This window comes from Paenibacillus gorillae (assembly GCF_000513275.1).
In the GTDB taxonomy this organism is placed as follows: Bacteria; Bacillota; Bacilli; order Paenibacillales; family Paenibacillaceae; genus Pristimantibacillus; species Pristimantibacillus gorillae.
This window is the reverse complement of record NZ_CBVJ010000035.1, coordinates 1-20,741: the sequence shown is the minus strand read 5'-3', so window position 1 is coordinate 20,741 and position 20,741 is coordinate 1. Positions and strand designations below refer to the sequence as shown.

Here is a 20,741-nt window from a genome sequence, read left to right as displayed (position 1 = left end):
AACGATTAACGTTTAACTAGATAGCGGAAAAGCAAGAACAACCCGCTCCATGCGGGTTGTTCTTGCTTTTCCGGGGTATAAATAGAGATATTAAAGCAGCGATTAGGAGGGGAAACATTCAACATGGTGGAACAACGACCTCGGGGAAAGCAGTCCTCGAACAAAACAAAGGGCAAGACCCGGAAACGGATGACGCCGCGTAAATGGTTTTTCGGCTTATTCTTTACGGCGGTCATTGCGATCGTGTGCGGCATTATCGGTTATCTCTTTATTGTATTGAACGGCGAGCGCATACTTACGGAAAAAGCGGATATGCTCGTGCTTGGCGAAGCATCCATCATATACGATGTTGACGGGAATGAAGTAAGCAAGCTGTACAACGCCAATGAAAATCGCGAAATTGTGGAATTCGATCAAATTCCGAAATTGATGATGGACGCCGTCGTAGCCACAGAAGACCAGCGTTTCTATGAGCATAAGGGTATTGACTTCTGGGCAATCGGACGTGCGCTGGTGAAGGACGTAATCGCGCGGAGCGCGGTAGAGGGCGGCAGTACGATTACGCAGCAGCTCGCTAAAAACATGTTTTTGACAGCGGACAAAACGTTGTTCCGGAAAGCGACGGAGGCTTCGATTGCCGTAGCACTGGAGAACAAGAAAACGAAGCAGGAAATTTTAACGATGTACCTGAACGGCATCTTTTTCGGGAAGCGGGTATACGGCATTAAAAATGCCGCGAATTACTACTTCGATAAAGATCCGAAGGATTTGGAGCTTTGGCAAATGGCGACGCTGGCGGGTATGCCGAAGGGGCCAAACCGCTATAACCCGATTGATAATCCGGAGCAGTCGGAAGCACGCCGGGCTGTAGTGCTCAAGCTGATGTTCGATCAGGGCTATATTACGAAGCCGCAGATGGACGAAGCGGTTGCAGTCAAGTATGTTGCTCCGAAGAAGCTGGACGACAAGCAGACCGATCCATACAAAGCTTATATCGATTATGCAATTGAAGAAGCGATCAAGGTTATGCCGGGTGGAGTGACGGAGCAGGAGCTGCGCACTGGCGGCTACCGTATCTATACAACGCTGAACACGAAAGCGCAGAAGGTCGTCGAAGATGAATTCGATAATGACTCGAACTTTGAAAAAAGCGTGGACGATCAGAAGGTGCAAGGCGCGATGATCATTATGGACCATCGTGACGGCTCGATTCAAGCGATGGCCGGAGGCCGGGATTATGTAAGAAAGGGCTTGAATCGCGTCGTTGTGCCGCGCCAACCGGGTTCTGCCTTCAAGCCGATAACCTCGTACGGGCCGGCGCTGGAGACCGGCAATTTTAAGCCGTTCACGATCTTGGACAATGATAAAAAGTGCTTTGGCAACTATTGTCCGAAGGATTCCAGAGGGGCAACCCCAATTTCGATGACGGAAGCAATCAAGCAATCCCGCAACCTGCCTGCAGTCTGGACGCTGAATCAGGTTGGAGTGAAGAGCGGACTGGATTTTGCGAAAAAACTGGGCTTTGATCTGGACAATACGCAGGACCGCAACTTGACGATTGCCCTTGGCGGTCTAACACACGGCGTGACACCATTGCAAATGGCAGAGGCGTACAGTGTATTCGCAAACGGCGGCAAATCTGTTGATACGCATGCGATTACGAGCATCACAAACTCGAAAGGCAAAAGTTTGTTTACCTATCATGCCCCAAATTCGAAGCAATTGATGAAGCCGGAGACCGCGTGGTATATGACGCAAATGCTGCAAACGGTGCTTGAGAAGGGCGGTACTGGTACAGGAGCCCGCATTGACCGTCCCGTAGCAGGTAAAACAGGTACGACACAGCACGGCATACCGGGCTTTAATTCCAGCGGCAACCGCGATGCTTGGTTCGTCGGTTACACGCCGGAGTGGACAGCGGCCGTATGGATGGGCTACGATAAGACAGATAAAGAACATGTGCTCAAGAAAAGCAGCTCGCAATCTGCAGCGATGTTCTCGAAAGTCATGTCCAAGGCGATGAAGGGTGTACCGAAGTCAAGCTTTAATAAGCCAAACGGTATTCCGGATGAGGTCAAATCGCTGGGAGCTGTTACGAATTTCAATGCCATTTATGATGCGGAGCATAATAAGGTACAGCTGTCATGGGAGCCTTCTGCTGGTGCGAAAAATATTACCTATGAGGTGTACCGCAAAGAGTCTGCGGAATCCGAATACAAACTGTATGTAGATTCGCTTTCTTCAACTGGTGTTGATGATATGAGCATATTCGCGGGCATGACGTATCAATATTATGTCGTAGCCTATGATGCCGAGAATGATCTGAAGAGCAAACCTTCAGATACGATTACGGTTCAAGTGCCAGAGACCCAGATTGACATTCCTGAAGTTCCGATGGAGCCGGATGATCCAAGCGGCGGAACGGATATCCCAGGCTTGCCTGGCGACGGGGGAGAAGTGACTCCTGACCCTGGCATTCCGGTTGATCCTACGCCGCCTCCAGTTGAAGGCGGCGGTAACGAGACTCCGGTTCCGCCGGATGACGCCAGCAATCCAACCGGCGGTACGCCAACGGATAACGGCAACCACGGAAATAACGGGAATGGCGGAAATAATGGCAACGCGGGCAATCACGGCAATGCCGGGCAAAACAATGGCGTTTAAGGATTAATCAGCCGAATCAGCAGGCGGCAAGATGCAAGTAAGGAGCTGGATGCAAAGGATGGGCAAAAAGAATGTAAGCGGCTGGAGCACCATCATTATGCTGCTAACCGCAGCCGCTTTATTTACCGGCTGCAGCGCAAGCGCGGGAGGCAAACCTCCCGCGGAGCAGCACGAGAAGACGATGCATTGGGACAAGATGCCTGAGATGACCATCGATCTGGACAAGTCGTATACGGCAAAGTTTACGACGAGCATGGGGGATTTCACGGTCAAGCTGTACGCTGAGGATTCACCGATTACGGTGAACAACTTCGTGTTTCTGGCTAAGCAGGGGTTTTATGACGGATTGACATTTCACCGCATCATGGAGACGTTCATGATCCAAGGCGGGGACCCGAAAGGGAACGGTACAGGCACACCGGGATATTCCATACCGGACGAGCTGGATACGGAACTGAAGTATGAGCCTGGAATCGTGGCGATGGCCAATACCGGCAAGCCAAATTCCGGAGGAAGCCAATTCTTCATCAGCACGGGCAAAGATTCGGAGAATCTGAATCAGATGCCCAATTATACGATTTTCGGCAAAGTGACGGAGGGCATGGATACGGTACTCGCCATTGCAAAAACTCCGGTTAAGGAAACGAAGCCGATCGAACCGGTCATTATCGAAAAAGTCGTCATCGTACAATCATAGTTATACACGCCGCCGCCCTTTCATAGGGCGGCGGTGTTGTATCTGGAACAGGCAGGCTTGGTTTATTTTGCAAGGCCGCTGGAGAAGAGCGTTAAGTTATGGTAAGCTTTTTACAACGCTATCCATCAACATTGAAAGCCATCCGTTTGTGGCTTATCTCAACGGAAAGGTACGTTCCGTATGAAACGAAAATTTTCGGACCGTGCGAATTGGCGCCGCATCTTGCGGAAGAGCTATTCGTGCTTGGCGCTCGACAATGAGGAGTTCAAAGGACTGGTGACCTTCTACCGGATCCATGAGCTTCGGGACCCGCTTTGGAAAGAGTATAATGGGCGCAGGCTATGCCTGGCGGACCGCGGCTATTTGTGGATGCAGCATTTCCCCCGGGGCGAGCATTTTGTCGTGACGACGATGTTCGATGATAAAGGTCGGGTCGTACAATGGTATATCGATATTTGTAAGACACAAGGGTTGACTGATCAACAGGTTCCTTGGTTTGACGATCTGTATTTGGATGTTGTGGTTTTACCGTCTGGAGAAGTGTTCCTGCTTGACGAAGACGAGCTGGAAGATGCTTTAAGACAGGGCGATGTAACGGGCAAGGAAGCCGCGTTAGCACGGAAGACAGCCGGAAGGCTGCTTTCTAGCATTCGCAACGGAAGGTTCCGCTATTTTACAATGAGCCTGAAACATCGCAAGAGCTTGTCGGAGCGAACCGGAGAACTAAGCGAATCATGATGGAACGTAATGAGAGGAGCAGCAAACGCACATAACGAATGCGATTTCCGGTTCGTTGGCGGCTGCTCCTGTTTCTTTTTTAATCCGAAGGCATACATAGACCGATCTCGAATTTCGCCTGACAAATCTGTTAATATGGCTCATTCCAATAGAATACACTTGTAATGCGGGATTTTGCCGGACATCTCATCAAGAGTGTTCACGGCGAAGACCGGCACAGCGAAGGTGTAAAGGATGGGGGATGCAACAGATGAGCGGACATGTCATTTCGGGATCGAATAGTAACGGATCAAGACCGTCCCGTCAAATTAACGTTGTGCTTAGAAGCCAGGAGCCTTACCAAATGGCGGCAGCCGCGCCAGCGCAAGCGCCGGAGAGCGAAGCGCTGCCAGCGGTAAAGCCGCTGCCGGCCACTGACCATTTTGCCGATATTCAGAAAGAGCTTGAACCGATGGTCGGCATGGATAATGTGAAATCGCTCGTATTTGAAATTTATGCGCTGCTCTATATTAGCCGCATGCGTTCCGAGGCAGGGCTGGTTGGGGGCTCGCAAGTCTATCATATGATTTTTAAAGGGAACCCCGGGACAGGGAAGACGACGATCGCCAGAATTGTCGCCAAGCTGTTTCAGAAGATGGGCGTCCTATCCAAGGGGCATTTAATCGAAGTGGAGCGAGCCGACCTCGTTGGCGAATACATCGGTCACACAGCGCAGAAAACGAGGGATCTTGTGCGCAAAGCGATCGGCGGTGTTCTATTCGTTGACGAGGCATACAGCCTGGCACGCGGCGGAGAAAAGGATTTCGGCAAAGAGGCGATTGATACACTAGTAAAAGCGATGGAAGATCATCGCAATCAGTTCGTTCTTATATTAGCCGGTTATCCGGCGGAAATTGATCTTTTTCTCCAGACGAATCCCGGCCTGCCTTCGCGATTTCCGATCCAAATCGATTTTCCCGACTATACGGTCGATCAATTAATTCAAATTTCCGAGCTGATGACGAAGGATCGGGATTATTATTTGATGCCGCAGTCCATATTTAAATTAAGGCAGCATTTAATTCAAGAAAAATTGAATGACCTGTTCTCGTTCAGCAACGCGAGATACGTGCGCAACATTATCGAGAAGTCGATCCGCCATCATGCGGTCAGGCTGTTGAATCAATACGCTAGCGGCGTTCCGCCGAAGCAGGAGCTGATGGCAATTAAGCCGGAGGATCTGCGGTGGGAGCCAGCTTCGAAATAATGCGCTGCAAAGGAGCCATCGATGCGAGAGAAATCGTATGATACCGGAACGGACCTGCAGGAAAAGGCCGTTCTGGTCAGCTTAGTTACACCTGAGATAAAGAGGGGAACGGGTGATCCCGAGCACTCTCTTCAAGAGCTGATTCAGCTGGCGGAGACGGCTGGCGTTGAAGTATTGACCACTATGGTGCAAAACAAAGAAGCGCGCGATACGAAATGGTTTATCGGCAAGGGTAAGGTAGAGGAGCTTCGGGCAATCGCAGAGGAGCTTGGAGCGACTACGGCTATATTCGACCAGGATTTGTCCGGTGCGCAGGTGAGAAACCTGGAGGAATCGCTCGATCTGAAGATCGTGGACCGCACGCAGTTAATACTGGATATTTTCGCTCAACGGGCGAAAACCCGCGAAGGCATTATTCAAGTCGAGCTGGCTCAACTCAGCTACCTGCTGCCGCGGCTTTCGGGCCATGGCAAGAATCTGTCCAGGCTGGGAGGCGGTATCGGTACCCGGGGACCGGGCGAATCCAAGCTGGAGACGGACCGCAGACATATTCGGGGGCGGATTTCCGATCTGAAGGCGCAGCTTGAAGAAGTGGTGCGTCATCGCAAGCTGTACCGGCAAAGACGGAAAAAATCCGGTGCGATTCAAGTTGCGCTTGTTGGTTATACGAATGCCGGCAAGTCTACATTGCTGCGCGAGCTGACGAATGCGGATGTCTATGTTGAGAATCAGCTTTTTGCCACACTGGACCCTACTTCACGCATACTGGAGCTGCCTAACGGCAGAGAAGTCATTTTAACCGATACGGTTGGCTTTATTCAAAATCTCCCCCATGACTTGATCGCCGCTTTCCGGGCGACGCTGGAGGAGGTCAACGAGGCCGATCTTGTTCTGCATGTCGTTGACAGCAGCTCGCCGATGCGCGAGGAGCAAATGGCGGTTGTAGACCGTATTCTTGAGGAGCTTGGCGCATCGGGCAAGCCGACGATAACGCTGTTCAACAAAAAGGATCTGTACGAAGGCGATATGCGGCAGATGCTGCGCGGCACGAGCGGTGATTCCATCTTGATTAACGCGTATGATCCTGGAGATCAGGAGACGCTGCGCCAGCATATTCAAGACAAGCTGACGGGAGATACGATTACGTTTGTGCTGCCTGCCAACCGGGGCGATCTGATCGCTTTGGCGTATCGCAGCGGAGAAGTCGTTGGACAAGAGGTTGATGACGATAACGGCAGCCTGCGGTTGAAGGTGCTCGTGAGCCGCCAGCAATATGAGATGAATGGATACCGACTGCGGCCATTTATTCAAGTTTAATTTGTATGTGATGATTAGAACTCTAAACGCCGATATATTGATTAGCAGACATAAGGGAGAGAGTAAGCGAGTATGAAAGAGCAGCATCAGTCCACTGAAGGAATAGAACTTAAGGGAGATGCCGTATGGCAGCAATTAGAGCAGCTTGCAGAAGGGGCAGAGGAGCTTGCTCATGAGCAGCTAAAGGCTGTTGATCGCATTGCGGAGCGCAATCAATGGAAAGTGATTCAAGCGTTTCAGCGCCATAAGGTGAGCGATTTTCATTTTACGGGCTCCACCGGTTACGGCTACAACGATCGCGGGCGGGAAGTGCTCGATCTCGTGTATGCCGATGTATTCGGTGCAGAGGCCGCTTTGGTGCGTCCGCATTTTGTGTCCGGTACGCACACGATTGGCGTTGCTTTGTTCGGTTTGTTGAGACCGGGAGACGAGCTGCTGTACATAACAGGTTCACCATACGATACTTTGCATAAGGTCATTGGCAAACCCGGCGATGGGACAGGCTCGCTGCAGGATTGGGGAATCGGCTACAATGAGGTGCCTTTGCTGGAGGGCGGAGCGCTGGATTGGGAGCGTATAGAAAAAGCAATTAACGGGAACACGAAGGTGATTGGCATCCAGCGTTCCCGCGGATATAGCTGGCGCTCTTCTTTCACTGTTGCGGAAATTGGCGAGATGGTTCGGCGGGTGAAGAAAATCAAATCCGACGTTCTCGTCTTCGTCGATAATTGCTATGGCGAATTTACTGAGCTGACGGAGCCGACGCAGGTTGGCGTTGATCTGATGGCTGGTTCACTGATTAAAAACCCCGGGAGGCGGCTTGGCAGCCACAGGGGGCTATATTACCGGGACAGCTGCCGCTGTAGAGGCTGCTTCGTACCGTTTAACCGCTCCTGGCATTGGCGGGGAAGTAGGCGCGATGCTGGATACGCTGCGCGCCATCTATCAAGGGCTGTTCCTTGCGCCGCATCTCGTCGGACAAGCTGTGAAAGGAAGCGTATTTGCCGCGGCCTTGTTCGAGCAGCTTGGTTTTGAGACACAGCCTCGCTGGAATGCGCCAAGGACTGACTTGATTCAAGCGGTTCGCTTCGGTGGCGCTGAGCATCTGATCGCCTTCGTGCAGGGCATTCAGCAAGCGGCAGCGGTCGATTCTCATGTGACGCCCGAACCATGGGACATGCCAGGCTATGAGCATCCCGTCATTATGGCAGCAGGAACCTTCATTCAAGGCGGCAGTCTAGAGCTTTCTGCGGACGCCCCGATTCGCGAGCCGTATATCGCCTATATGCAAGGCGGGCTCACTTATGCACATGCGAAATATGGCGTTTTGACTGCATTAAAACGGTTAATTTCGAGTGAATTAATTGTAATTAAACCTCACATATCTTGACACGTATTTGGAAGGGATGTTAGAATATACGTATAAAAGAGATACTGGAAGGTTGATGCGACATGGGTGATGATATACGTAGAAATATGGCCTTGTTCCCAATCGGCATCGTAATGAAGCTGACGGATCTTACGGCCCGCCAAATCCGTTATTATGAGCAGCATGAATTGATCGTGCCCGCCAGAACGGCAGGCAATCAACGTCTATTCTCATTTAACGACGTGGAAAGACTTCTTGAAATAAAGGCGTTAATTGAGAAAGGCGTTAATATTGCCGGAATTAAGCAAGTGATGAATCCGGTTTCGAAAGAATCCGATGATGCGACGCTCGTCAGCGAGCAGTCGGAGACGAAACGGAAAGAGCTGTCGGAAGCGCAGCTTCACCGCCTGCTGAAGCAGCAGCTGCTGGAGAAGCGTCCGGGGCAAGCCTCGCTGATTCAAGGCCAGCTGTCGCGTTTTCTGCATAAACGCTAGAAGAGAAGAAGCTCAGGGAATGATTAAAGCGATTTAAGGAGATGATTTTGTGAGCTACACGAAAGCTGATATCAAACGCATTACGGAAGAACAAAACGTTCGTTTTATCCGGTTGCAATTTACCGATTTGCTCGGAACGATCAAAAACGTAGAAATTCCTGTCAGCCAATTGGACAAGGCGCTGGACAACAAAATGATGTTCGATGGATCTTCCATTGAAGGTTACGTTCGGATCGAAGAATCTGACATGTACTTATACCCGGATCTCGATACTTGGGTTGTATTTCCATGGGTTTCGCAAGACCGCGTAGCCCGTCTTATCTGCGATATTTACATGCCGGACGGTACGCCGTTCGCAGGTGATCCGCGCGGTATTCTGAAGCGCTCCCTGAAGGAAGCTGAGGAAATGGGCTATACAGCGATGAATGTTGGTCCTGAGCCGGAATTTTTCCTGTTCAAAACCGACGAGCGCGGCGAGCCGACAACAGAGCTTAACGACCAAGGCGGCTACTTCGACCTTGCGCCGATGGATCTTGGTGAGAACTGCCGCCGTGAAATCGTACTGACGTTGGAGGAAATGGGTTTTGAAATCGAAGCTTCCCACCACGAAGTGGCGCCAGGCCAGCACGAGATCGACTTTAAATATGCGGATGCGATTAAAGCAGCCGATCAGATCCAAACGTTCAAACTTGTTGTCAAAACGATTGCAAGACAACATGGCCTGCATGCAACGTTCATGCCGAAGCCGCTGTTTGGCGTTAATGGTTCCGGTATGCACTGTCACCAATCGTTGTTCCAAGGCAACACGAACGTATTCTATGACGAGAGCGACAGACTTGGTCTTAGCGCTACAGCTCGTTATTATATGGCGGGAATTTTGCAGCATGCCCGTGCAATGGCGGCAATCACGAACCCGACGATCAACTCCTACAAGCGTCTGGTGCCTGGCTACGAAGCGCCTTGCTATGTAGCTTGGTCCGCAAGCAACCGTTCCCCGATGATTCGTATTCCGGCTTCCCGCGGCCTCAGCACGCGTGTTGAAGTTCGTAATCCGGACCCGGCGGCCAACCCTTACCTGGCACTGGCTGTTATGTTGAAAGCCGGTCTGGACGGCATTCAGAACAAAACGCAGCTGCCGGCTCCAATCGACCGCAACATCTACATCATGTCGGAAGAAGAGCGCATCGAATCCGGTGTTCCTAGCTTGCCGGCTGATCTTCGCGAAGCACTCGACGAGCTGCTTCGCAGCGAAGTAATCTGCGACGCGCTGGGCGACCACGCGCTGGCTCACTTCTACGAGCTGAAAGAAATCGAATGGGATATGTACAAGACCCAAGTTCACCAATGGGAGCGCGATCAGTACTTGACGCTCTACTAATACAGGAAATCCCCCGGAGCTGGAGCTCTGGGGGATTTTTTCTTTTAGCTGCATTCTCCTGCACGATTCTTGGAATTGTGCATGTTACAATGACGCAAAGAAGGGGATAGTATCTTACTCTTGTTATGACTTTGTATTTATAATGTCAATACAAAACGCGTATGATCGGGGAGGAGCCGAAGGGCGGGGCCATATAGTTTAATCATTGAAAAGCGGCAGACCTAGTTTTAGGTCTGCCGCTTTATCATTTTAATGATTTCATTTATTGTCTGCGATACTGGAAAGGTTCATTGAGGCTTTTTATTTCTATTCTTGTTCCAGAGTATCAGGGTACACGATGGTATCAAAAACTTCTCCGGATTTCTCGTCTTTTACTTTGATAGTGACTTTTGTTTTGTCGGAGTCTACGCCTTGGAAAATCTGATAGTACATGCCTTGTATTCCAAATCCGAGGGCGGCAAAACCGTCCATACTGCCTTCATAAGCAGCTTTATCGACAATCATCTCATACTCATCCATCGATTTGTTATAGGTTACATCTTTGATGGAGGCGAATGTACCTTCTTCTTTCAGTGTCTTAATGGAGTCCGCTATGCCGTCTTCCATCTCTTTGAGCATTTTTTTATGGTGAGATTTGGACATCGTATAGGTAATAGAGCCATCCTCATTTTTTGTCGCTTCCTTGACGCCATCTTTCTTCGCTTCGGCGATCACTTGGTCTAAGTCAGCATCTTTAAACATGGAGGCAGGCAGCGTAATTTTTACATTTGTGAGGTTTTTATCAACCTCGACTCCCTTCTCTTTGTCGGTCTTCTCTGCATTATTCGTTTGTTTTACAGGCTCGGATGTGTTTTTCCCGTCACTTGAGCTTGAGCATCCTGTAAGAATAATGGCGGCAGCGAATAATGCGATTGCAAGTTTCTTCATCATTTCCTCCTAAAATTTGTGTCCCTAGTATTCTACTATATAATCCACATGTTTCCTATTATTTTCTGAAAATTATCGAATAATGTCCGATAATGGAAAACTAAATTACGTATGCTGTTAACCGCTGATAATTCTCTGTATTCTATTAAACGATGCTTGCTGAAATTAGGTAGCAGATGTTGGCATACTCCAATATATACGCCTAGTATCAACTTTACAGCTATCCTTCCCATGGTTGTGGTTGAGGAAAAATCAAAATGCAAATGTGCATGTGAATGAGCCTGAAAAGGGCTAAAATCGCGATCAAAATGCAAAAGTACAGTTGAAATCTCTCTTTTTCACTCAGAAGCGGCTTTTTGAGCTGATCAAACTGCGCATTTGCATTTTGAAGCGAAAAATCGTCCGAATTGCGGTGTACAACCTGCAGATTTGCATTTTAATCCATACAGCCTAGTCTAAACTGAGCAGATCCAGCAGTAAATGCTGGAACTTTTTTTATCTTGCATCAAGAACGTATGTTTGGTGTATAATAGGAACAAACGTTCTGTGTGAGGCGATGAAATGGAGAGATATATCGGTAAAGTTGTACAGCTTATTTATTTGGATCGAAAGCGCAATGTAAGCATACGCAACGTTCAGGTCATATCCGTGAAGAACGGCCGAATGAAAGGCTACTGCTTGTCGGCGCAAGCCATTCGAATCTTTAATTTGGATGGCATTGTGGATGTTGAGCTGGCTGGAAGAGGCGGGGGAGGTGGCTTATTATGGGAGCGCAAAGCATAAATGAAGATGAATATCGTCTTATTCAGGATTATTGCATCTTGCCGTTTGTCAGGGATGCGGTTATGAATAACTCTAAAGCGATGATGGAGTCCGGATATTCCATGAAAATGCTTTATGTGAAGAGCAGCGAAATGGTACTTCGTATTATTGAAGAGGATATTCGCAGCGTACGTGCGCAAGTACGGAAACTGAAGGTTAGTATTGCCGAGGTAAAGCGAAATGACGATGGAATATTGTACGAAGTTATTTTGCGGGGATATAAATCGGAGTATGCGCTGCTTCGCCATGTTGTCAAAAAAGAAATGGCAAATAAGCTGCAGCGATATATCGGTAGTCTGTTCCGTTAGTTATCTGTATTGAAAAAGACTGTCCTCACAAGCTGATGCGGTATAGCATCTACAAGCGGGGACAGTCTTTTTGGCGAACTTAGTGAATATCGCGGAAAAGTCCGATTACTTTGCCGAGAATGGTGACACTGCGAAGGCGAATCGGCTCCATCGACGAGTTCTCCGGCTGCAAGCGGATATGATCCTTCTCGCGGTAGAAGCGTTTGACCGTCGCTTCGTCTTCTTCTGTCATGGCAACGACAATATCGCCGTTGTTAGCCGACGGCTGCTGGCGGACGATGACGTAGTCACCGTTATGTATACCAGCTTCGATCATGCTTTCGCCGATTACGTTGAGGATGAAGACGTCGTCATCACCGACGAACTGTGTCGAGATGGGGAAGTATTCTTCAATATTTTCCGTTGCGGTAATTGGCACGCCAGCCGTAACCTTCCCGACGACCGGGACTTGAGCTACGCTAGGGCGAATGATACCGTCTACATCTTCTTGATCTAAAATTTCAATCGCGCGCGGTTTCGTAGGGTCGCGGCGGATAAGACCCTTCTTCTCGAGGCGATCCAGGTGGCCATGAACTGTGGAGCTGGATGCTAGACCGACCGCTTCGCCGATTTCACGGACAGAAGGCGGATAGCCTTTCTCCCGGACCTCATTCTTTATAAATTCAAGGATCGACTGTTGACGGTTGGAAATCTTCGACATGAGATCACTCCAAAAAATAGATTTGTAGAAAATTATAGCACAGAACCGGAGTTCGTACAAACATAAGTTCCTAAAAACAGAAGTTCGCATTTTTCTGTTGACTGCAAACATTTGTTCGTGTAATCTGAGAACAGAACAAATGTTTGGGGTGCTGATAATCATGATGATGAATATTTCGAATCCTTCTTTCTACAAGACCATACATAAGGACACAACGACTAGCCGCAATATGTTAGAGGCTGTAAAGCAGTCGGTCCGTCGTCATTTACTCAAATGGGTCGTATGTGCAGCATTAATGGCGCTATTGCTTACAAGCTTCCTATTGCTGCAAACGAATGCTTCAACTGAACCTGCTATACCTGGAGCGAATGAACAATTAATTGTAGTTTCTTCAGGCGATACGATTTGGGGCATCGCTCAGCGGTTTACGCAAGAAGATGACGATATCCGATTTAATGTCTATAAGATCAAGCAACGCAACCAGCTTGCCACTGTAACGATTACTCCGGGACAGAAGCTAATTGTTCCCAAGCTTTAATATAGAAATTATTCGTTAGAACTGATAGGACAGGGCGGGGCCGATACGGCTTTCGACTGTCCTTTTTTGCTTCTTCCTGTCCTTGCCTTGACAATTGAAGGCGTGAAAAGTCAAAATAGGTAAGAGTGTTTAATTAGACAGCAAGTGAGGTGAGCATATAATGGGTCAATTAATCGATCGAATCAACGAACTTTCGCGTAAACATAAAACCGTTGGATTAACGAAGGAAGAGCTCGCCGAGCGCGACGATCTTCGTAAGAAGTATTTAGAGAACTTCCGTAACAATTTCCGGCAGCAGCTGGATAACATTGAAATTGTAGATGAACCGGATGCGAATAAGCAATAATCCAATACGAAGGTTATGCCGGATTTTGGAGGGGATCGGCCTGTGCTCCGCAGGAGCAATGGTCATTTCCGCCACCGGCTGCGCTGCATATACACACTACATATTTAATAGGAGGAACACGGAGTGTCACGATCGTGGGAGCGCAAAGTGCGCAAAAATATGAGTCAAATCAACAAAACCCGTAAAAAGCAGGGTTCATCGGGCATCGTGCTGGGTTCTGAGAAGAAGGACCGCTACACAGGAAGAAGCTTTATTGCGCCGATTCTGTTGATTTTGTTCATCGGCATGTATGTTGTTCTTGTAAGTTCCGACCCTGCCTTCAAACCAGGAACGATGTTTTATGTGACAGTAGGCTGTTATGTACTGCTGGCGCTGGTGTTCTTCTTCCGCAAGCCTTACCTCACTGTAGGCAAGGATTATGTGCAGACCCGTAAGCTGACAGGGGACAAGCGTATTAATCCAGCTGCAATCAAAGGCATCAGCGTACAACGCGGTTATGTAGTAATTGAGCAGCATAAAGGTGGGAATTGGGTATTCTCCCGCGTTATGAACCGTTATCCGACAGATGAAATGGGTGAGCGGCTTCAGGAGTTTGCCAAAGTACATAATTTGCCGTTTCAACAAAAATAGATGATGAGTGGGAGAGTATAGAGAACGATGGCTAAACAAGCAGTTTTATTCGATCTGGATGATACCCTGTTATGGGATGACCGCAGCGTAAAGGAAGCATTTGAGACGACCTGCCAAGCAGGAGCCGATGCAGCAGGTGTAGATGCTGGAGAGCTGGAGGAGGCTGTCCGTCGCGAGGCACGTGCATTGTACGAATCGTATGAGACATTCCCGTTTACGAAAATGATCGGGATTAATCCGTTCGAAGGACTTTGGGCGAATTTCCGCGAGGGTGAGCAGGAGGAGTTCCGCAAGCTGGAGCAGCTCGCTCCTAGTTACCGCAGAGAGGCTTGGACACGCGGTTTGAAATCGCTAGGCGTCGACGATGCTGAGCTAGGTGCAAAGCTGGCTGAGCAATTCCCGGCAGAGCGGCGCAAGCGTCCGATCGTCTATGAGGAAACATTCCGCGTATTAGATGCGTTGAAAGGCAAATATAAGCTGCTGCTTCTTACCAATGGTTCGCCGGACTTGCAAAGAGAAAAGCTTGCAGGTGTACCGGAGCTCGTTCCGTATTTCGACCATATTATTATTTCCGGCGAGTTTGGCGAGGGCAAACCAGCTACTTCGATTTTCCACCACGCACTTGAGCGTCTGGGCATTGAAACAGAGCATGGCATCATGGTGGGCGATAAATTGACTACCGATATTTTAGGTGCCAATACGGTGGGAATGACTTCCGTTTGGATTAACCGCCATGGTGCGGTTCGCAATGACGAAATTGTTCCGGCTCATGAAATCTCGCATCTGGAACAGCTGCTGACGCTGCTTGAGCAATAGCAGAACGTAAACAAAGCCCCCGTACCATTTAAAATGGAGCGGGGGCTTTGTCTTGAAAGAGTCTATTATTGAGATTTGCTGAATGCAGGATCTTCGAACGGGTGAGCGATCCAGCCTTCTGTCTCGATGAAGAGGCGTACAGCGACGATTTGACGGTTTTCCATCAGAGTGAAGAAGTGAGGGATCGTCTCAGGAACGGAGATCACATCGCCGGCTTCGAGTTCAACGTCGAAATAGCCTACGTCTTCGGAGCCTTTAATGACGAAGATTCCTTTGCCTGCAGTAATTGCACGAACTTCATCTTCGGTATGGGTATGAACAGACTCGAATTTTTTAAGCAGCTCATCCAGATTTGGAGTCGCATCAGACAATGCGATCAAATCCCAAGTTTTATATCCGCGGCGGGAAGCAAGATCACGAATCTCTTCATCGAAAGTGGACAGAATTCCGGCTTTTTCTTCGTCGGAGAGAATGAATTTATCTTTTAAGTTCGCTGGAAGCTTATCTGCATTCCAATGCTCGTAGAGTACCTCTTGATTTTCTAAAAATTGACGAACATTCTGTTCGCCTGTGATGCGTTCGTCCGTGTTGCGGATGCGAATTTCAGCCATGCTCATTCCCTCTTTTCCAATTGAAATTTACTGATATTATGGATTATAGCTTAAAAATCGCGTATTGTCGATGGATTACCTTTTCACAATGCAGTGATTCTGTTACACTAATTGTTAATGATTTTTCGGAAAGAAGGGTGCAGAAAATTGTCGAGTCCTACGATTCAGGAACTAATGCAGCAGCGTATCCTCATCCTCGATGGTGCGATGGGAACGATGATTCAACAAGCGGATTTGCAAGCTGAAGATTTTGGCGGCGAGGAGCTGGACGGCTGTAATGAAATGCTCGTTCTGACTCGTCCTGATGTTATACAGCGCATTCATGAAGAGTATTTGGAAGCAGGCGCGGATATTATTGAGACGAATACGTTCGGAGCGACCAGCGTCGTTCTGGCCGAATACGATATTCCAGAAAAAGCAGTTGAAATCAACATTGCCGCCGCAACGCTGGCCCGCAATGCTGTTGATAAATTTTCGACCCCAGAACGTCCTCGTTATGTAGCCGGGGCGCTTGGGCCAACTACCAAAACCTTGTCAGTAACGGGCGGCGTCACGTTCGACGAGCTTGTGGATAGCTACTACGAGCAGACGGTTGCGCTCATTGAAGCAGGCGTTGACCTGATTCTGTTAGAAACGTCGCAGGATACTCTGAATGTTAAAGCGGGAAGCATCGGCATACGCAACGCTTACGAGAAGACAGGTAAAGAGCTGCCGCTCATGATCTCGGGTACGATTGAGCCGATGGGAACAACGCTGGCAGGACAAAGCATTGAGTCTTTCTATATTTCACTAGAGCATTTGAAGCCGGTCTCCATGGGGTTAAACTGTGCGACTGGACCAGAGTTTATGCGTGACCACATTCGTTCCTTGAGCGAGATTGCGGATACAGCGATCAGCTGCTATCCGAACGCCGGCTTGCCGGATGAGAACGGTCATTATCATGAATCTCCTGAATCACTGGCAGTGAAAATGTCGGCCTTTGCCGAGCAGGGCTGGTTGAATATTGCGGGCGGCTGCTGTGGCACGACGCCTGAGCATATTCGCGTCATGGCCGAGACGATGGCGAAATACAAGCCGCGGACCCAGTATGGTGTTCATGCACCTGCCGTATCTGGTATCGACACCGTCTATATTGAACCGGAGAACCGTCCAATCATGATCGGCGAACGGACGAACATATCGGGCTCGCGTAAATTCAAACGTCTCATCAAGGAAGGCAAGTTCGATGAAGCGTCGGAAGTCGCCAGAGCGCAAGTGAAGGGCGGCGCGCATGTCGTCGACATTAACCTTCAAGATACCGATATTGATGAAGCCTATGCGGTTCATCATTTCATTCCTGAGGTAGTTAAGAAAATCAAAGTGCCGTTGATGCTGGACTCCACTTACGATCATATTATTGAGCTGGGTCTTAAGTATTCGCAAGGCAAAGCGATTATTAACTCCATTAACCTTGAGGATGGCGAGTCCAAATTTGAGAAAATATTGCCGTTGATCCATCAATACGGAGCGGCTGTCGTTATGATTCTGATTGATGAACGCGGTCAGGCCGTATCGCGTGAGGCGAAGATGGAAGTGGCAGAGCGTTCATATAACTTGCTAGTTGATAAATACGGGATGAATCCCGATGATATTATTTTTGACCCGAATATGTTCCCCGTTGGCTCTGGCGACCCGCAATACATCGGTTCGGCCGTAGAGACGATTGAAGGCATCCGGATGATTAAAGAAAAGTTTCCGCGTGCGAAGACGATTCTCGGCTTGAGTAACATTTCATTCGGTTTGCCGGATGCTGGCCGTGAAGTGCTCAACTCCGTCTATTTGTACCATTGTACGAAGGCTGGATTGGACTACGCAATCGTCAATACGGAGAAGCTGGAGCGGTATGCCTCCATTCCGGAGGAAGAACGCAAGCTGGCTGAAGAGCTGATCTACAATACGAATGACGAGACATTAGCCGCTTTTGTTGCTGCTTTCCGGGAGAAGAAGGTTGTCAAGAAAGAGAAAATCTCCAATTTGACACTTGAGGAACGGCTTGGCTCTTATGTCATTGAAGGAACGAAAGAGGGACTGCTTTCCGATCTGGAGCTGGCGCTTCAGAAATATTCGGCGATGGAAGTCATTAATGGTCCGCTCATGCGCGGAATGGAAGAGGTCGGCCGGTTGTTCAACAACAACGAGCTGATCGTAGCGGAAGTATTGCAAAGTGCCGAGGTGATGAAAGCTTCGGTAGCTTATCTCGAAAACTTCATGGAGAAGGACGAGACTGCGGTTAAAGGCAAAGTTATTCTCGCTACCGTTAAAGGTGACGTACATGATATCGGCAAAAATCTCGTCGAGATCATTTTGTCCAACAATGGCTACAAAATTATTAATCTCGGCATTAAAGTACCGCCGGAAAAGCTGATCGAAGCGTACCGCAACGAGAAAGCTGATGTGATCGGCTTGTCGGGCTTGCTGGTTAAATCCGCACAGCAAATGGTGATTACAGCGCAGGATATGCGCGATGCCGGCATCGACGCGCCTATTCTTGTAGGCGGAGCTGCATTGACCCGGAAGTTTACGAAGACGAGAATCGGCCCGGAATACGAAGGTCTCGTTCTCTATGCCAAAGACGCGATGGACGGGCTCGATATCGCCAACAAGCTGATGGACAAAGATCATCGTACGCGTATGGAAGAGGAAATGGCGGAATACAAAGCTTCCGGCGGGGAAGCGGTAGAAGAGAAGAAGAAGCTGCCGGAGTTGTCCAGAGCTGTACGGTCTAAAATTTCTACAGATGCGCCAGTCTACATTCCGCCTGACCTGGATCGCCATGTCTTGCGCAACGTTCCGATTCCGCATATCATTCCTTACGTCAACATGCAGATGCTGCTTGGCCATCATTTGGGACTCAAAGGAAACGTTGAGAACCTGCTGAAGGAAGGCAACGAGAAAGCGGTGCAGCTGAAGGAAACGGTGGACGCTATTCTGCATGAAGGAACGGTTGATGGCATTATTCAGGCCCATGGCATGTACCGGTTTTTCCCGGCACAGTCTTCCGGCAATGATATTATCATTTACGATCCGCAGGATCACACGAAGGAGATTAAGCGTTTTACATTCCCGCGCCAGCAAGTTGATCCGTTCCTCTGTCTTTCAGACTATTTGAAGTCGGTTGAGAGCGGCGTAATGGATTATGTCGGATTCCTTGTTGTTACTGCAGGCTATGGTATCCGCGAGCTAGCACAAGAGTGGAAGGAAAAGGGCGACTATCTCCGCTCGCATGCCTTGCAATCGGTGGCGCTTGAAGTGGCAGAAGGCATGGCAGAGCGTGTCCATCATATGATGCGCGATGTATGGGGTTACCCCGATCCGCCAACAATGACTATGAAGCAGCGCCATGGCGCCCGCTATCAAGGCATTCGCGTATCGTTCGGCTATCCGGCTTGCCCGAACTTGGAGGATCAAGAGCCTTTGTTCGACTTAATGAAGCCAGAGGATATCGGCGTTGAGCTTACGGAAGGATTCATGATGGAGCCGGAGGCATCGGTATCCGCCATGGTATTTGCCCATCCGGAGGCGCAATACTTCAATGTAGAAAAGGTTGAAAGATAAAAGCCAACGAAATAACCTGCGACTCGAGCCATAGTGAGGGGTAAACGAGATGGATATATGGTTTCTGGGTACTGGAGCCGGCAGGCCGATGAAGGAGCGGAACGTTACTTCGATCGCGCTGCGGCTTCCGGAGCCTGACTGCGCGCTATGGTTGTTCGATGCAGGGGAAGCAACGCAGCATCAATTCATGCGCACGCCTTTAAAGCTGAATAAACTGGAAGCATTGTTCGTCACGCATCTGCACGGCGACCATACCTTTGGTATTCCAGGGCTGCTCAGCACGCGTTCTTATGTCGGGGGGAACGGTCCGATGAAGGTTTTCGGGCCCCCGGGTATTAAGGAGCTTGTGGATACGTCGTTACGACTCAGCGGTACGCGGCTGGACTATGAGATTGCGTATACGGAAATCGAAGAGGGCATTATTTTCGAGGATGAGCGATTTGTCGTGGAGGCGAGAGCGCTGGAGCACCGATTGCCTTGCTTCGGCTACCGGATTACGGAACGCGATCGGCCAGGTAAGCTGCAGGTTGAGAAGCTCAAGAAGCTTGGGGTGCCGGAAGGGCCGTTGTACGGCTTTCTGAAAAAGGGACAGGATGTTAGCTTGCCTGACGGTACCGTTGTCCACGCTGCAGATGTTGCCGGCACGCCAATTAAAGGCCGGATCGTTACGATACTAGGGGATACAAAACCTTGCGAAAATACGGTAATCTTGGGCAGGGATGCGGATCTGCTCGTACACGAAGCGACCTTCGCAGACGGTCAACAGGAGAAGGCCCATCTGTACGGGCATTCCACGACGGTAGAAGCTGCCGAAGCGGCACGGGCCGCGGGGGCCAGACAGCTTGTGATGACTCATTTCAGCACGCGGTTTACATCGGATCAGATACCGGCTCTTGAACAGGAAGCGCAGGCGATTTTTCCGGAGTCTATAGCAGCTTTCGATCTGTATCATACGAGCATTGCTTGCCGGCAATAGGCCAGCAGCAGTAGCCGAATGCAGCAAAATGCAATTTGATATTGCAGCTCCTATTGTGTGCGTCGTATTACTGCACATCTGCTAAGGCCAGCTAGCCGGTAAAGTGAAAGGCGTATTCCTGCAAAGGGATGCGCTTTTTTGCTGCGTATGGAAAGTTATACAAGCCAGAATTATTAATTAGCAATTGCCGGGCGAACGTGTATTCTGTGCAATGACAAATAGAATAGATTCGTATGCAATTCAGATGAAATGGGAGTGTGACAGTCATGAATCGCTGGACGGGAAAAACCTCCGGATGGGAGGAATGGCTGCACTATATAAAGCTGGAACCGGATACTATGGAAAATATAACGCATTGGCGTACAGTGCCACCTAAGGAGGCTCGGGTTACGCCGTTTCCGGCCGATCTGCATCCAATGCTATAAAGAACGGCTACCGCTTAACCGAAATATAGTAGGTTGTAAGGGCTGGTGACAAAGGCCAGACGCGGCTGCTGGCTTCTCGAAATTGGAATAGCATTGTTGCCATTGAAGAAGAAGATTTTGTACGAATACATTAATGCGGAGGCCC

Annotated in this window: 19 protein-coding genes and 1 pseudogene; 17 read left to right on the top strand and 3 right to left on the bottom strand. The window is 49.3% G+C overall.

Features of this window, described 5'->3' with window-relative positions; translation table 11 throughout:
• Positions 1–123: 123 nt before the first annotated feature.
• The 8 genes and pseudogenes from TY10_RS06825 (at position 124) to glnA (ending at position 9,903) form a co-directional block, all read left to right on the top strand.
• Positions 124–2,664 (top strand): penicillin-binding protein 1A, encoded by a 2,541-nt coding sequence (locus TY10_RS06825; RefSeq protein ID WP_042161915.1) that lies wholly within the window; start codon positions 124–126, stop codon positions 2,662–2,664.
• 58 nt (positions 2,665–2,722) lie between these two features.
• Entirely contained in the window at positions 2,723–3,361 is a 639-nt protein-coding gene (locus tag TY10_RS06820; RefSeq protein WP_042161913.1) for a peptidylprolyl isomerase, read from the top strand.
• 180 nt (positions 3,362–3,541) lie between these two features.
• On the top strand, positions 3,542–4,099 hold the full coding sequence (locus tag TY10_RS06815) for a ribonuclease FAU-1 family protein (protein WP_042161911.1): 558 nt from the start codon (positions 3,542–3,544) through the stop codon (positions 4,097–4,099).
• Between the two features lie 250 nt (positions 4,100–4,349).
• Positions 4,350–5,345, top strand: coding sequence for an AAA family ATPase (locus tag TY10_RS06810; protein ID WP_042161910.1), 996 nt, complete (start codon positions 4,350–4,352; stop codon positions 5,343–5,345).
• Between the two features lie 21 nt (positions 5,346–5,366).
• A complete protein-coding gene (gene hflX, locus TY10_RS06805; RefSeq protein WP_042161907.1) occupies positions 5,367–6,662 on the top strand; it encodes a GTPase HflX in 1,296 nt (431 codons plus the stop codon).
• Between the two features lie 72 nt (positions 6,663–6,734).
• Positions 6,735–8,052: pseudogene (locus TY10_RS06800) on the top strand (methionine gamma-lyase family protein).
• A gap of 62 nt (positions 8,053–8,114) precedes the next feature.
• A complete protein-coding gene (locus tag TY10_RS06795; protein WP_042161905.1) occupies positions 8,115–8,525 on the top strand; it encodes a MerR family transcriptional regulator in 411 nt (136 codons plus the stop codon).
• A 49-nt stretch (positions 8,526–8,574) separates the two neighbouring features.
• Positions 8,575–9,903 (top strand): type I glutamate--ammonia ligase, encoded by a 1,329-nt coding sequence (glnA, locus tag TY10_RS06790; RefSeq protein WP_042161903.1) that lies wholly within the window; start codon positions 8,575–8,577, stop codon positions 9,901–9,903.
• A gap of 306 nt (positions 9,904–10,209) precedes the next feature.
• Here the strand turns inward: glnA and TY10_RS06785 are convergent, their stop codons facing one another.
• Positions 10,210–10,833, bottom strand: a complete 624-nt coding sequence (locus tag TY10_RS06785) for a hypothetical protein (RefSeq protein ID WP_238327487.1) — start codon at positions 10,831–10,833, stop codon at positions 10,210–10,212.
• Positions 10,834–11,391: 558 nt separating this feature from the next.
• Here TY10_RS06785 and TY10_RS06780 point away from each other — a divergent pair.
• Entirely contained in the window at positions 11,392–11,613 is a 222-nt protein-coding gene (locus TY10_RS06780; protein ID WP_042161900.1) for a WYL domain-containing protein, read from the top strand.
• Positions 11,595–11,960 (top strand): YhjD family protein, encoded by a 366-nt coding sequence (locus tag TY10_RS06775; protein ID WP_042161898.1) that lies wholly within the window; start codon positions 11,595–11,597, stop codon positions 11,958–11,960. Before TY10_RS06780 ends, TY10_RS06775 begins: the two co-directional genes overlap by 19 nt.
• Before the next feature lie 79 nt (positions 11,961–12,039).
• Here TY10_RS06775 and lexA read toward each other — a convergent pair whose 3' ends face one another.
• The gene (gene lexA, locus TY10_RS06770) at positions 12,040–12,660 is read right to left on the bottom strand and encodes a transcriptional repressor LexA (RefSeq protein WP_042161895.1); all 621 of its coding nucleotides are present in this window, start codon (positions 12,658–12,660) and stop codon (positions 12,040–12,042) included.
• A gap of 160 nt (positions 12,661–12,820) precedes the next feature.
• Between lexA and TY10_RS06765 the strand changes: the two genes are divergently transcribed.
• The 4 genes from TY10_RS06765 to TY10_RS06750 all read left to right on the top strand — a co-directional run bounded on the left by TY10_RS06765 (position 12,821) and on the right by TY10_RS06750 (position 14,990).
• Positions 12,821–13,198 carry a LysM peptidoglycan-binding domain-containing protein gene (locus TY10_RS06765; RefSeq protein ID WP_162160584.1) on the top strand — a complete coding sequence of 126 codons (378 nt, stop codon included), beginning with the start codon at positions 12,821–12,823 and terminating at the stop codon, positions 13,196–13,198.
• 160 nt (positions 13,199–13,358) lie between these two features.
• A complete protein-coding gene (locus TY10_RS06760; RefSeq protein WP_042161892.1) occupies positions 13,359–13,544 on the top strand; it encodes a DUF896 domain-containing protein in 186 nt (61 codons plus the stop codon).
• A gap of 123 nt (positions 13,545–13,667) precedes the next feature.
• Entirely contained in the window at positions 13,668–14,174 is a 507-nt protein-coding gene (locus TY10_RS06755; protein WP_042161890.1) for a hypothetical protein, read from the top strand.
• A gap of 27 nt (positions 14,175–14,201) precedes the next feature.
• Positions 14,202–14,990 carry an HAD family hydrolase gene (locus TY10_RS06750; RefSeq protein WP_042161888.1) on the top strand — a complete coding sequence of 263 codons (789 nt, stop codon included), beginning with the start codon at positions 14,202–14,204 and terminating at the stop codon, positions 14,988–14,990.
• Between the two features lie 65 nt (positions 14,991–15,055).
• Here the strand turns inward: TY10_RS06750 and TY10_RS06745 are convergent, their stop codons facing one another.
• The gene (locus TY10_RS06745; protein ID WP_042161886.1) at positions 15,056–15,601 is read right to left on the bottom strand and encodes a 1,2-dihydroxy-3-keto-5-methylthiopentene dioxygenase; all 546 of its coding nucleotides are present in this window, start codon (positions 15,599–15,601) and stop codon (positions 15,056–15,058) included.
• A 174-nt stretch (positions 15,602–15,775) separates the two neighbouring features.
• Between TY10_RS06745 and metH the strand changes: the two genes are divergently transcribed.
• The 3 genes from metH (at position 15,776) to TY10_RS30315 (ending at position 20,596) form a co-directional block, all read left to right on the top strand.
• On the top strand, positions 15,776–19,195 hold the full coding sequence (metH, locus tag TY10_RS06740) for a methionine synthase (protein WP_420329384.1): 3,420 nt from the start codon (positions 15,776–15,778) through the stop codon (positions 19,193–19,195).
• A 49-nt stretch (positions 19,196–19,244) separates the two neighbouring features.
• Positions 19,245–20,171: a ribonuclease Z gene (gene rnz / locus TY10_RS06735; protein WP_042161882.1), complete on the top strand. Its 927-nt coding sequence runs from the start codon at positions 19,245–19,247 to the stop codon at positions 20,169–20,171.
• A gap of 266 nt (positions 20,172–20,437) precedes the next feature.
• The gene (locus TY10_RS30315; protein WP_155985746.1) at positions 20,438–20,596 is read left to right on the top strand and encodes a hypothetical protein; all 159 of its coding nucleotides are present in this window, start codon (positions 20,438–20,440) and stop codon (positions 20,594–20,596) included.
• Positions 20,597–20,741: the final 145 nt, after the last annotated feature.